The organism is Montanilutibacter psychrotolerans (assembly GCF_003719825.1).
Taxonomy (GTDB): domain Bacteria; phylum Pseudomonadota; class Gammaproteobacteria; order Xanthomonadales; family Xanthomonadaceae; genus Montanilutibacter; species Montanilutibacter psychrotolerans.
In genome coordinates this window covers 64,097-77,017 of sequence record NZ_RIBS01000002.1, presented here as the reverse complement: position 1 = coordinate 77,017, position 12,921 = coordinate 64,097, and the positions used below count along the sequence as shown (strand labels likewise).

Sequence of the window (12,921 nt, the reverse complement as noted above, 5' to 3'; positions counted from 1 at the left end):
GAACGGCCTCGGAGGATGGACTCTGGATTGGACGGCCGGCGCCAGGGCGCCGGCGGTGCTCAGCGCTGCCCGTCGGTGCCCGACGCCCGGCCCTGCTGCGGATCCGGATTGGCGACTGGCTGATGCAGGCGCGGCTCGAACGGGTAGAACGACGGCGAATCGCCGGACTGGGACGTACCGAAGCTGGCCGTGAGGCCGCCACCGGACGGATAGGCCGTCAGCACGGCGCGTGGCCAAGGCCGCGCAACGGCCTCGGCGGGCGGCTGGAACGGTCGGAGCGCATCCTGCGTGACGGTGCCGGACGTCGCCACGACAACCGCACCGGTGCTGGAGGTGGCGATCATCGGCAGGCTATCCGCCCGCTGCGCGATACGGCGTTGCGCGCGCTGCACCTGGCCACGGGAGCGGCGTTCGGCGACACGTCGAGGCACCTGCGCGACGGCGACCACGGCGGCGCTCGCGTCGGCGAGCGATGCCGCGGGCGATGGACTGACGGGACGCTCCGGGCTGGTCGGCGAGGTCGGCGCTGCTGTAGCCAGCGAGGGAACGGAAGGTTCGGTGCCGTTGGACGACGGCCCGGTGGAGAACGGCCGCGACACGAACAGCGCCGCCATGGCGACCGACGCGGCCAGCGCCGCGCCGCCGACCCAGCGACGACGCGCGCTGCGCTGAAGCGTCGTGGAAGCCCCGCGCGCGTCAGCCGCGCCCGGTACCGGCACCGGCACGGAAACCGGCCGCGACGGCCGCTGCTCGGCTTCGATGCGCTCAAGCACCGCCTCGGCGAACCCACGCGGTGCCGATGCCGTGGCCCGCCCGCGCAACGCGTCGCCAGCCAGCTGCCAGCGGCTGCAGGTCTCGCGCCAGGCCGGATCGTGGCCGAGGCGCTTCATCGCGAAGCGTTCGGCATCCCCCCGCAGTTCGCCGTCGAACAGCGCGCTGAGGGTCTCGAGGTCGGATTCGTGATTCATGGCGGACATCATGGATGGGCACGTTCCCGGGGCTGGTGGTCCAACAAGGGGCGCAACTCGTTGTCGATGGCTTCGCGGGCACGGAAGATCCGCGAACGCACCGTGCCGATCGGGCATCCCATCCGCTCGGCGATTTCTTCGTAGCTGAGGCCATCGACCTCACGCAGGTTGATCGCCACGCGCAGTTCCTCGGGCAGGGCCCCCACCGCACGCATCACCGTCTGCTCGACCTCCTGGCGCAGCAGCTCGCGCTCGGGAGTGTCGTTGTCGCGCAGGCGGATGCCGGCGTCGTACTGCTCGGCGTCACCCACGTCGATGTCGTCCGTCGGCGGACGGCGGTTCTGCGCTACGAGATGGTTCTTGGCGGTGTTCACGGCGATCCGGTGCAACCATGTGTAGAACTGTGCATCGCCACGAAAGTTCGCCAGCGCGCGGTAGGCGCGGATGAACGTTTCCTGGGCGACGTCCTGGCATTCGCTCCAGTCGGAGATGTAGCGCCCGATCAACCCGACGATGCGGTGCTGGTACTTACGCACCAGCACGTCGAACGCCGTGCTGTCGCCACGCTGGACCCGCAGGACCAGTTCCTGGTCCAGTTCGGTCTCTTGCGCTGCATCCCGCTTCTGGTGTGTCTCTAATTCGGCCATGCCGCGCCGGCGCTCCTGTCAGCTCGGCCTTGGCCGAGCAATGGGACATCCCTGTCGGGGAAAAGTTCAACGCGATATCAATGGGGCCGCATCGCGTCGGCCGCAACTGCCATCCGGCATGCCCGAGGGGCGTTCGCGGAGGCCCCGGCCGACCGGCCGATTTGACGGCCGTCGAACAAGATCGGGATGATAGTGGCTCCCCCATACCTGAACGGATGGTGCCGCATGAATGCTGGCGTCAATGCACTTGCGAGCTTCGACGGGCTGCGCGCCCGCCACTGGCTCACCGAAATGCGCGACGACGGCGTGCTGGTGCTGTCTTTCGATCGCGAGGCGTCGCCGGTCAACACGTTCTCGCAGGACGTGCTGATCGAGCTCGACAGCGTGCTCGAGCGTCTGGCGCTGGACCCGCCCAAGGGCATGGTGATCCGGTCGGCCAAGGCCAGCGGCTTCATCGCCGGTGCCGACATCAAGGAATTCCAGAGCTTCGACGAGAAGGGCGTGGTCGGCGACGCGATCCGACGCGGCCAGCAGGTATTCCAACGCCTGTCCGAGCTGCCTTTTCCGACCGTCGCGGCCATCCACGGCTTCTGCATGGGCGGTGGTACCGAGATCGCCTTGGCCTGCCGCTATCGCGTGGCCAGCAACGACGGCTCGACCCGCATCGGCCTGCCGGAAGTGAAGCTGGGCATCTACCCCGGCTGGGGCGGCAGCGCACGCCTGCCGCAGCTGGTCGGCGCGCCATCGGCGTTCGACCTGATGCTGACCGGGCGCACGCTGTCGGCGGCGAGCGCACGCGCGATGGGCGTGGTCGACAAGGTCGTCGAACCGGCATTGCTGGTCGATGCCGCCGCCGCGCTGGCGCTCAAGGGCACCCAGCGCCCGTTCAAGCAGCGCTTCACTGCATGGGCGACCAACACCTGGCCCGCGCGCCAGGTGCTCGCGCCGATGCTGGTCAAGCAGGTCGCGCGCAAGGCCCGCAAGGAGCACTACCCGGCGCCGTTCGCGTTGATCGGCACCTGGCAGCGCACCGGCGGCGGTATCCAGGCGCGGCTTGCCGGTGAACGCAAGTCCGTGGTCAAGCTCGCCTCGACCTCGACCGCGCGCAACCTGATCCGGGTGTTTTTCCTTCAGGAGCGCCTCAAGGGCCAGGGCGGCAAGGATCACGGCATCGCCCGCGTGCACGTCGTCGGCGCCGGCGTGATGGGCGGCGACATCGCCGCCTGGTCGGCCTACAAGGGCTTCCAGGTGACCCTGGCCGATCGCGAGCAGCGTTTCATCGACGCCGCCCTGGAGCGCGCCCAGGGATTGTTCGCCAAGAAGGTCAAGGACGAGACCAAGCGTCCGGCGGTCGCGGCACGCCTGAAGGGCGACCTCGCCGGCGAAGGCGCGGCCGACGCCGACCTGGTGATCGAGGCGATCATCGAAAAGCCCGAGGCCAAGCGCGACCTGTACGCGCAGGTCGAACCGGCAATGAAGCCCGGCGCGCTGCTGACCACCAACACCTCATCGATCCCGCTCACCGAATTGCGCGGCCACATCCAGCGTCCGGCGCAGTTCGGCGGGCTGCATTACTTCAATCCGGTGGCGCTGATGCCGCTGGTCGAAATCATCCGCCACGACGCCATGGCGCCGGAAACCGAGCAGCGCCTGGCCGCCTTCTGCAAGGCGATCGACAAGCTGCCGGTGCCGGTCGCGGGCACGCCCGGCTTCCTGGTCAATCGCGTGCTGTTCCCGTACATGCTCGAGGCCGCCACCGCGTTTGCCGAAGGCATTCCGGGTGCGGCGATCGACAAGGCCGCCGTGAAGTTCGGCATGCCGATGGGGCCGATCGAACTGATCGACACGGTGGGCCTGGATGTGGCCGCGGGCGTCGGCGCGGAGCTGGCGCCGTTCCTCGGCCTGCCGATTCCGGCCTCACTCTCGACGCCCCCGGAACAGGGCAAGCGCGGCAAGAAGGACGGCCAGGGCCTTTACCGGTGGGAGAACGGCCGGGCGCAGAAGCCCGAGCTGCCCAAGGACTACCAGATGCCGTCCGACCTGGAGGATCGCCTGATCCTGCCGCTGATCAACGAAGCGGTGGCCTGCCTGCACGATGGGGTGGTCAGCGATGCCGACCTGCTCGATGCCGGCGTGATCTTCGGCACGGGCTTCGCACCGTTCCGTGGTGGCCCGATCCAGTACGTACGCGAAACCGGCGCCGATGCCCTGCTCGAACGCCTCAAGACCCTGCACGCGCGTTACGGCGATCGCTTCGCCCCGCGCCAGGGCTGGGACAACCCGGCGCTGCGCACGAAAGCCTGACCGGGTTCGCCCCCAGCGGGGGCGCTCGGCGATGACTTGCGGCGAGGGCGCACCGTGCCCTCTCCGCCCGTACCGTGCTCCGCCGGCGCTGCCGGGCACGCCGCCGCACCGGACTTGCGACCCGTGTCTACGGTCCGCTCAGCAACCCATCGGGGGCAGGAAGTCGATCGTGTGGATCACCCGCCAGGCGTCGCCGTGGCGCTGCTCGATCCGCACCCGCACCTTGCTGATGCCAACGTACGTCGGCAGCTCACCGGGCACGCGGACCGAGCGCGCCAAGTCCAACCAATGGGCGCCGTCGGCCACCATGCCGTTACGCACCAGAACGCGCTGGGTTTCGGCGACGATCTCGTCGGTGGTGGTGGGCGGAAAGCACGTCGATTCGTGTTCGGCAGGAACCGGGAGCGCGAACTCCAGACCGCGCGAATTTCGCGCCGGACGCCATTCCGATCGACAATGTTTCCAGTCGACGAAATCCAGGTGCGGGCCTTCGCCACTGAGCGCCATGCTGGTCTCGAACTGGACGCTGACCCGGTACTGCCCGCCATCGGCTTGGGCCGGCAGCAGGCGCAACGTGGCGCCGGCGATGTCATCGCCGAGCTCGAGATCCACCTGCTGTTGCTCGGGAACCGGTGCGTCGTAACGCCATCCACTGAACTGGCGTTCGTGGCCTGCTGGCGAGGGGTCGATCACGATGCTGCGCAACCCGCCTGCCTGCGCGAACGGGGCAAGCAACAGCAGCACACACGGCAGCCAGCGGTACATGGGCATCGGGCCTGAAGGGGAAAGGGTGCCCGGGGCCCGGGCTCGCCGGATTTACATCGTGTAGGTCGGGCGATCCGCGGCCAGCGTGCCGGCCAGCAATGCTTCGATCTTGCCCTTGACCGCTTCACCCTCGGCGGTGTCGGCGAACTGCACGCCGATACCGGCCGGGCGGTTGCCCTGCGCGCCGGTGGGCGTCACCCACACCACCTTGCCGGCCACCGGCAGACGCTCGGTCGAGTCGGGCAGCGTGACCAGCAAAAACACCTCGTCACCCAGGAAATAGCGTCGCGGCGATGGCACGAACACACCACCATTCTTGAGGAACGGCATGTAGGCGTTGAACAGCTGCGCCTTGTCCTTTACCGCCAGCGACAGAATGCCCTGTCGTGCCGCACCCGCACCCGTTGCACTCATTCTTATCCCCTTGTCGCGTGCCTGCCGTGGGCGGCACGCCAAGCCATCAACAATTCAACCATCGCAAGGTCCGCCCGTACCGTACTGCGCAGCAGGTCGCGAACGCGATTGGCCTGATCAAACCATGCCGCAAGACTGCGCGCGCGCGCCGGGGCGGTCAAGTCGGCAGCGGCCTGTGCGAGCGCCAGATCGGCGGCATGGCGCAGGCGCAATTCGGCGTACTCGTCGCCGGCCCAGCGTTGGGCAACCTCGACCACCGACGCATCCGGACGCGCGAGCCGGTCCAGGTCGCCGGACACCTCGCGGCGCAGTGCCAGGCCATTGCCCTGCAGCCACTCGTGGGCAAGACCGGGGTGACCGCGCGCCGCATCCAGCGCCTCTTCGGCCACGGCCGCGGTGTGTCCGTTGCCGCGCAGCCAGGCCAGCGCTTCCGGGCGCGGCGGCAGGCGGAACTCAAGCCGCTGGCAACGGCTGCGGATGGTTGCCGACAGCCGCGCGGGGTGCGCACTGATCAGCCACAGGTAGCGGCCCGGCACCGGTTCTTCCAAGGTCTTGAGCAGGGCATTGCTGGCCGCGTGGTTGATCGCTTCGCCCGGATCGATGATCGCGACCTGCGCGCCGCCGTACTGCGGCGTCAACACCAGTTGCTCCGACAGTCGCCGCACCTGTTCGATGACGATCTCGGTGCGGAGTTTCGTTCCTTCCTTGTTGGGAATGAACGACACGCACTGGTAGTCCGGGTGCGTGCCCGACGCGAACAGGTGGCACCCGCGGCAGCTCCCGCACGGCTCGCCGTCGGCACCGCGGGCGATGCACAGCAGGCGCCGCGCCAGACGCTCGGCAACGGCGCGCTTGCCCAGCTGGGCGGGGCCGCACAACAGCAGTCCATGGCCTAGCCGGCCGGCGTCGATGGCGGCGGCGGCCTGGTCGTAGATGCGCTGCTGCCAGGGTGCGAAGGCGCTCATCGCACGGTTCGCAGGTACGCGTGCATCGCCTCGAGCGCCTGCGTGGCAACTTCCGCGGCAGGCTGGCTGGCGTCGATCACGTGGAAGCGTCGTGGCTCGGCAGCCGCACGCTTGAGGTAACCCGCGCGCACGCTTTCGAAGAAGTCGTCGTGCTCACCTTCGATGCGATCGGCCGGCCCCCGCCCGCGCGCGCGCTGCAGGCCCACCGCGACCGGCACGTCGAGCAGCAGCGTCAACCCCGGAACGATTCCCACCACCCGCCGCTCCAGGTCGGCGATGAAGCCACCGTCGAGGCCGCGCGCGGCGCCCTGGTAGGCGTAGCTGGCGTCGGTGAAGCGATCGCTGAGTACCCAGGCGCCGCGCTCCAGCGCAGGCAGGATGGTCTGGCGTACGTGCTGGGCACGGGCGGCGAACATCAGCAGCAGCTCGGTATCGGCCGCCGGCGCTTCGTGGCCGCCGTCGTCGGTCGACGTGCCGAGCAGCAGCTCGCGGATGCGTTCGGCCAGCGGCGTGCCACCGGGCTCGCGGCTGCTGACGACTTCGGCACCGGTCGCCAGCAACGCATCGCGCAAGGCCGCCAGCACGGTCGACTTTCCGGCGCCCTCGCCGCCCTCAAGCGTGACCAGTCGGGGCCAGACCACCAGTCCGTTCGATGCGTCGCTCATTGCGAGCTCTTCGCCCGGGCCGCGCGGTAGTTGCGCAGATAGGCCTGCACGTTGGCCTCGTGCTCGGCCAGGGTCCGCGCGAACAAATGACGTCCGCTGCCATCGCCGATCGCGACAAAGTAGAGGTGCTCGCCAGGTGCGGGCTGCGCCACCGCGGCCAGCGCATCCGCGCCAGGCATCGCGATGGGCGTCGGCGGCAATCCCGCGCGCGTGTAACTGTTGTAGGGCGTGTCGGCGAGCAGGTCGCGCTTGCGGATGTTGCCGTCGTAACCCGGGCCGAGTCCGTAGATCACCGTCGGGTCGGTCTGCAGGCGCATGCCGATTTTCAGGCGCCGCTCGAACAACCCCGCGATCTGCGGACGCTCGGACGCGACGCCGGTTTCCTTTTCGACGATCGACGCCAGCGCCAGCATCTCGTCCGGGGTCTTGAGCACCGAATCGCTGCGGCGACGCTGCCATGCCGCGTCCAGCGCCTTCTCCATCGCGTCGTGCGCGCGACGGAGCACGTCCAGGTCACTGTCGCCGCGGGTGTAGACGTAGGTCTCGGGCAGGAAGCGGCCTTCCGGATGCTGGCCCGCATGGCCGATCGTCTTCATCAGCGTCGCATCGTCCAGCTGCGCGGCCTCCTGCTCCAGCGGGCGCGCCCTGGCAAGCGCGGCGCGCAGCTGGCGGATGTTCCACCCTTCGACGATCGTGAAGCCGTGGCTGACCACGTTGCCGTCGCGCATCGCGATCAGCAGCGCACGCGGCGACATGCCGGCCGCGAGCGCGTACTCGCCGACCTGCAGCCGGCCCGCCGCGCCGAGCTGCTTGGCCAGCACGCGCCATTCGAGCGGCTGGCCGGTGTCGATGCCGGCTGCGCGCAGCTTGCGCACCACCACCGGCAGCGAGTCGCCGCGCTCGACGGTGATGCTGGTGCCGGGCTGGAGCCCTTCAAGCGGGCCGTCGGCGAAGTGCGTGAAGCGCTGCCACGCCCAGAACCCCGCGCCGGCGGCGACGATCATCAGGAACAGGAAAAAGGTGCCAATACGGCTCTTGCGGTTGCGACTCACGAAGACTCCGTGGCGGAAAGACGGTGGCGTATCACGTGAACAGGGGCGCAGCCGACACGAAGGCGGGATGGGCGGTTGCCAGCCTCCGCTGCAGCGCTACCACCTCGGGATCCATCGACCAGTGGCGCGTTCCCAGCCGCGCGACCGGCAGGATACCGCGCACCGCGTTGCACAGGAAAACCGCCGTCGCAGACTCGATCTCGACCACAGCAAGTCGGCCGACATCGGCATCCAGCGCCGCCAGCACCCAGTCGCGGCAAACGCCGGCAACACCACAGCGATCGACCGCCGGCGTGCGCCAGCGTCCCCCGACGTTCGCGAACAGATTGGCCGACGTGGCACAGACCACGTCGCCCTCGCCGCTGCGCATCAGCCCTTCGTCGGCATCGCGGTCCAGGGCCAGTGGATCGTCCCATTCGCCACGCGCGAGCACCTGTTCGAGTCGGTTGCAGTGCTTGAGTCCAGCCAGGGCGGGCTGGATGGCCAGCGTGGTGGTGCACCAGCGCAGGGCAAGGCCAGCCGCCGGCACCGGCGGGGGCAGCGGGTGCCGCGACAGCACCCAGGTCGGCGTTGCATCGACAGGCGGCGCGTAGCCACGGCCACCGCTGCCACGGCTGAGCAGCAACTTGATGACGCCGTCGCCTCCGTCCAGCAGCGCCAGTGCTTCGTCGCGCACCTGGATCGGGTCCGGCAACGGCAGGCGCAGTCGCTGCGCCCCACGCGTCAGTCGCGCCCAGTGCGCGGGCCACCATGGCAGCGTGCCGCGGTGCGCGCGCAGCGTTTCGAACAGGCCGTCGCCGTAGGCCAGCCCGCGGTCGTTGCCGGCAATCGAATCCACGCGTTGCCGCCCCTGGAAAATCGCGATCATCGCGCTCCCCCTCGATGGCCCGCCACGCATCGGGCTGGATGCACGGCACCTGCGGGCGCCAACGCGGGCGCGCGCTTCACCCGGCGACTCCAAGGGCGCGGAACATGCCGCGGGCCTTGGCGCGGGTCTCGTCCAGTTCCTTCTGCGGGTCCGAGTCGGCGACGATGCCCGCGCCGGTACGAAAACGCAGGCGATCGCCTTCCAGCTCGGCACTGCGAATCAGGATGTTGAGGTCCATGTCGCCGTCCCGGTTGAGCCAGCCCATCGCGCCGGTGTAGGCGCCCCGCCCCTCGCCTTCCAGCTCGGCAATGATCTGCATGCACCGCACCTTCGGACAGCCGGTGATGGTGCCGCCCGGGAACGTCGCGCGGATCACCTCGCCCGGGCTCACGCCGGCACGCAGGCAACCACGCACGTTGCTGACGATGTGGTGCACGTGCGCGTAGCTTTCCACGCTCATCAGCTCATCGACCTCGACGCTGCCCGGCGTGCACACGCGTCCCAGGTCGTTGCGCTCGAGATCGATCAGCATCACGTGCTCGGCACGTTCTTTCGGGTGGCCGACCAGCTCGCGGATACGCGCGGCATCGTCGTCGCCGGCTGACCGCGGTCGCGTGCCGGCGATCGGTCGGGTTTCGACGAGCTCGCCGCGCACCGACACCAGGCGCTCGGGCGATGCGCTGACCACCGCCCAATCGGCACCGGCGAACACGCCCGCGAACGGTGCCGGGTTGTTCTCTCGCAGCCGCTGGAACAGCGCGGCCGGCGTCACCGGCGTCGCGAACCGCGCCTGCCAGGCGCGCGACAGGTTGACCTGGAACACATCGCCGGCCCGCAGGTAGTCCACGACCCGTGCGACGCCATCGGTGTAGCGCTGCGGTGCGTCCTCGTCCAGCGCCACCGGCGCCTGCCACGTGGCCGGCATCTGCGCGGCCGCGGACACCGCATCGGCCGCCATCGCATCGAGCATCGATTCGTGCCCGCGCTCGACAACCATCACGCATTCGCCGGTATTGCAGTCGCGCAGCAACGCACCGGGACACCGCAGCGCCATCGCCACCGGCAACGAGCCGGGGGCGGGCGGAAGTCGCAGCACGGGCTCGACCTGCATCGCCAGCTCGTACCCCAACAGCAGCGCCCAGCCGCCACGGAACGGCCAGCGCGGCTCGTCGCGATCGACGCGCAGGGCACGCCAGGCCTTGTCGAGCTCGGAAAGGAAATCGCCGGCCAGCGGCCGGTCATCCTGGTCGCGGGTGACGCCATCGCGATCCAGGCGCAGCGACCCGCCATCGGCGGCAAGCAGCATGTCCCAGCGTCCCTGCGCGGTGCCGTGCGCGCTGGACTCGAGCAGCAGCGGGTAACGCGCGGGCGCGCTGCGCTGCAGCTCGAGCAGGTCGACGGGGGTGGTCAGCGCACGGGTCAGCAGCATGGTCGTTTTCCACGGGAGCGCTGGCGACGGCAGGCGCGGGTCGAAGGTTCGGCGCGATCACCGGTGGGTCGAACGCCACTGTGGCACGGACGGCCGGGATTGCCATCGGCGGGACCTGGCCGCCAGGGCGACGCCGCAGCGTCGCGGCCCCGGCGCGCCGGCGACGAATCGATCGCCGCCAGCGCGCTTCACCGTCCGGGCGTGCCCGCCGCGGACGGGAAACGCAAAGCCCGGGTCAAAGACGCTTGAACACCAGGGTGCCGTTGGTACCGCCGAAGCCGAAGCCGTTGGACACCGCGACGTCCACCTGCACTTCGCGCGCGACGTTGGGCACGTAGTCCAGATCGCAGCCCTCGCCGGGCTGATCGAGGTTGATCGTCGGCGGGATGATGCCGGTGTGCAGCGCCATCACCGAGAAGATCGCCTCGGCACCGCCCGCGGCGCCGAGCAGGTGGCCGGTCATCGACTTGGTCGAGCTGACCATGGTGGTGGCGGCGTGCTGGCCCAGCGCACGCTTGATCGCCAGCGTCTCGGCAAGGTCGCCCAGCGGCGTCGACGTACCGTGTGCGTTGAGGTAGCCGACTTCATCGGTATTGACGCCCGCATCCTTGAGCGCGGCGACCATGCAGCGCGCCGGGCCTTCGCCGTTCTCGCTGGGCGCGGTCATGTGGAACGCGTCGGAGGTCGCACCGAAGCCGGCCAGCTCGCAATAGATGCGTGCGCCGCGCGCCTTGGCGTGCTCGTACTCTTCCAGGATCAGGATGCCGGCGCCATCGCCCAGCACGAAGCCGTCGCGATCCTTGTCCCACGGCCGCGATGCGCGGGTCGGGTCGTCGTTGCGGGTCGACATCGCCTTCATCGAGCAGAAGCCGCCCACCGACGTCGGCGACGAGCCACGTTCGGCGCCGCCGGCCACCATGATGTCGGCATCGCCGTACTGGATCATGCGCATCGCCATGCCGATCGAATGGTTGGACGTGGCGCAGGCGGAAACCGCCGAGAAATTCGGGCCCTTGATGCCGGTCAGCAACGAGACCTGGCCGGGCAGCATGTTGATGATGGTGCTGGGTACGTAGAACGGCGAGATCTTGCGCGGGCCGCCCTCGTGGAACTTGATCGTCTGCTCTTCGATGCCGAGCAGTCCGCCGATGCCCGAGCCGATCAGCGCACCGATGCGCTCGGCGTTGGAATCGTCGACGGTGAGGTTGGCGTCTTCCATCGCCATCAGCGAGGCAGCAACGCCGTAATGGATGAATTCCTCCATCTTGCGAGCGTCCTTCGCATTCACCCACTTGGTGATGTCGAAGTCGCGCACTTCACCGGCAATGCGGGTGGTGAACGCGGACGCGTCGAAATGGGTGATCGGGCCGATGCCGGAGCGGCCGTTGACGATGCCGTCCCAGCTGCTGGCAAGATCGTTGCCAAGTGGGGAGACGATGCCGAGGCCAGTAACCACTACGCGTCGCGAAGCCGGACGGTTTGACATGGGTAACTCCGTGCTGTTGCCACTGATGGCCTGCCCGTCCGGTGTGCTCACCGGCAGGGCCGCCACGTTCAAAAACGCGGGGCCGCAAAGCGGCCCCGGTTTGGTTGTGCTGGACGCGCGACGGACCGGCTTCCGGGCCGTGCGTTCCGGTCAGGCCGCGGGCCCTCAGGCCTTGACGTGCGCCTTGACGTAGTCGATCGCCTGCTGCACCGAGGTGATCTTCTCGGCTTCCTCGTCCGGGATCTCGCACTCGAACTCTTCTTCGAGGGCCATCACCAACTCGACGGTGTCGAGCGAATCCGCACCAAGGTCGTCGACGAACGAGGCATTGTTGGTGACCTCTTCTTCCTTGACGCCCAGCTGCTCGACCACGATCTTCTTGACGCGCTCTTCGATGCTGCTCATTTCTGCTCACTCCTCCCGGACGGGATGTTAGATGGAATAGTCTAATGGAATAGACGGCGATCGCGAACCTTCGCAAAAGCCGTTCGGATTCAACAACTTGGAGCCCATCCAGGGGCTCACGGCATGTACATGCCGCCGTTGACATGCAGGGTCTCGCCAGTGATGTAGGCCGCCGACGGACCCGCCAGGAACGCCACCGCGCGTGCGATGTCGGCCGGCTCACCAAGACGACCGAGCGCGATCTGGCCCAGCATCGCGGCTTTGGCGTCCTCGGGCAGCGACTTGGTCATGTCGGTGTCGATGAAACCCGGTGCGACCACGTTGACGGTAACGCCGCGCGAACCGATCTCGCGGGCCAGCGATTTGCTGAACGCGATGATGCCAGCCTTGGCGGCGGCGTAGTTGGCCTGCCCGGCATTGCCGGTCACGCCGATCACGGACGCGATATTGATGATGCGGCCGCGGCGCGCCTTCATCATGGAGCGCATCACCGCCTTGCTGGTGCGGAAGACGCTGCTGAGGTTGGTGTCGAGGATGGCCTGCCAGTCCTCTTCCTTCATGCGCATCAGCAGGTTGTCGCGCGTGATGCCGGCGTTGTTGACCAGAATCGAGACCGCGCCGAATTCCTTGCTGATGCCATCGATCAGCGCTTCGACCGCCGCGCCGTCGACGACGTCGAGCACGCGGCCGTGGCCGCCCTGCGCTGCAAGCCGCGCACCGATTGCCTGCGCGCCCGATTCGGACGTGGCCGTACCGATCACGGTGGCGCCTTGTGCGGCAAGTTCGTCGGCGATGGCCGCACCGATGCCGCGGCTGGCGCCGGTGACAAGGGCGATCTCGCCCTGCAATGGAAGCGTCATGGGTTCTCCTTCAAGACGTCTGGCGCGGGTCACGCGGACTGCAGCGGACAGGGCATTCGAACGGCGTGCCGTTGCCTGCGTCAAGCCGCGCCG

13 protein-coding genes are annotated in these 12,921 nt (G+C 68.8%); 1 reads left to right on the top strand and 12 read right to left on the bottom strand.

Going from position 1 to position 12,921, the window contains the following annotated elements; all coding sequences use genetic code 11:
- Positions 1–59 precede the first annotated feature (59 nt).
- Both EER27_RS04025 and rpoE read right to left on the bottom strand, forming a co-directional pair.
- Positions 60–968 (bottom strand): sigma-E factor negative regulatory protein, encoded by a 909-nt coding sequence (locus tag EER27_RS04025; protein ID WP_190285638.1) that lies wholly within the window; start codon positions 966–968, stop codon positions 60–62.
- 8 nt (positions 969–976) lie between these two features.
- Positions 977–1,615: an RNA polymerase sigma factor RpoE gene (gene rpoE / locus EER27_RS04020; protein WP_123086754.1), complete on the bottom strand. Its 639-nt coding sequence runs from the start codon at positions 1,613–1,615 to the stop codon at positions 977–979.
- 225 nt (positions 1,616–1,840) lie between these two features.
- Between rpoE and EER27_RS04015 the strand changes: the two genes are divergently transcribed.
- Positions 1,841–3,919, top strand: a complete 2,079-nt coding sequence (locus EER27_RS04015; RefSeq protein WP_123086753.1) for a 3-hydroxyacyl-CoA dehydrogenase NAD-binding domain-containing protein — start codon at positions 1,841–1,843, stop codon at positions 3,917–3,919.
- A 138-nt stretch (positions 3,920–4,057) separates the two neighbouring features.
- On the opposite strand, the gene EER27_RS04010 is transcribed toward EER27_RS04015, so the two are convergent.
- The 10 genes from EER27_RS04010 to fabG all read right to left on the bottom strand — a co-directional run bounded on the left by EER27_RS04010 (position 4,058) and on the right by fabG (position 12,828).
- Positions 4,058–4,690 carry a hypothetical protein gene (locus tag EER27_RS04010; RefSeq protein WP_148040919.1) on the bottom strand — a complete coding sequence of 211 codons (633 nt, stop codon included), beginning with the start codon at positions 4,688–4,690 and terminating at the stop codon, positions 4,058–4,060.
- 45 nt (positions 4,691–4,735) lie between these two features.
- Positions 4,736–5,098: a PilZ domain-containing protein gene (locus EER27_RS04005; RefSeq protein ID WP_123086751.1), complete on the bottom strand. Its 363-nt coding sequence runs from the start codon at positions 5,096–5,098 to the stop codon at positions 4,736–4,738.
- A gap of 2 nt (positions 5,099–5,100) precedes the next feature.
- The gene (locus EER27_RS04000; RefSeq protein ID WP_123086750.1) at positions 5,101–6,063 is read right to left on the bottom strand and encodes a DNA polymerase III subunit delta'; all 963 of its coding nucleotides are present in this window, start codon (positions 6,061–6,063) and stop codon (positions 5,101–5,103) included.
- Positions 6,060–6,728 (bottom strand): dTMP kinase, encoded by a 669-nt coding sequence (gene tmk / locus EER27_RS03995; RefSeq protein WP_123086749.1) that lies wholly within the window; start codon positions 6,726–6,728, stop codon positions 6,060–6,062. Before tmk ends, EER27_RS04000 begins: the two co-directional genes overlap by 4 nt.
- Entirely contained in the window at positions 6,725–7,732 is a 1,008-nt protein-coding gene (gene mltG / locus EER27_RS03990) for an endolytic transglycosylase MltG (RefSeq protein WP_123087247.1), read from the bottom strand. The genes tmk and mltG overlap by 4 nt, the downstream gene beginning before the upstream one ends.
- A gap of 79 nt (positions 7,733–7,811) precedes the next feature.
- Complete coding sequence (pabC, locus tag EER27_RS03985; protein WP_190285637.1) at positions 7,812–8,648, bottom strand: aminodeoxychorismate lyase; 837 nt, start codon at positions 8,646–8,648, stop codon at positions 7,812–7,814.
- A 76-nt stretch (positions 8,649–8,724) separates the two neighbouring features.
- Complete coding sequence (locus EER27_RS03980; protein ID WP_123086747.1) at positions 8,725–10,077, bottom strand: aminodeoxychorismate synthase component I; 1,353 nt, start codon at positions 10,075–10,077, stop codon at positions 8,725–8,727.
- Positions 10,078–10,312: 235 nt separating this feature from the next.
- Positions 10,313–11,563: a beta-ketoacyl-ACP synthase II gene (gene fabF / locus EER27_RS03975; RefSeq protein WP_123087246.1), complete on the bottom strand. Its 1,251-nt coding sequence runs from the start codon at positions 11,561–11,563 to the stop codon at positions 10,313–10,315.
- 165 nt (positions 11,564–11,728) lie between these two features.
- Complete coding sequence (gene acpP / locus EER27_RS03970; RefSeq protein ID WP_036135371.1) at positions 11,729–11,968, bottom strand: acyl carrier protein; 240 nt, start codon at positions 11,966–11,968, stop codon at positions 11,729–11,731.
- Positions 11,969–12,084: 116 nt separating this feature from the next.
- Positions 12,085–12,828, bottom strand: coding sequence for a 3-oxoacyl-ACP reductase FabG (gene fabG / locus EER27_RS03965; protein ID WP_123086746.1), 744 nt, complete (start codon positions 12,826–12,828; stop codon positions 12,085–12,087).
- Positions 12,829–12,921: the final 93 nt, after the last annotated feature.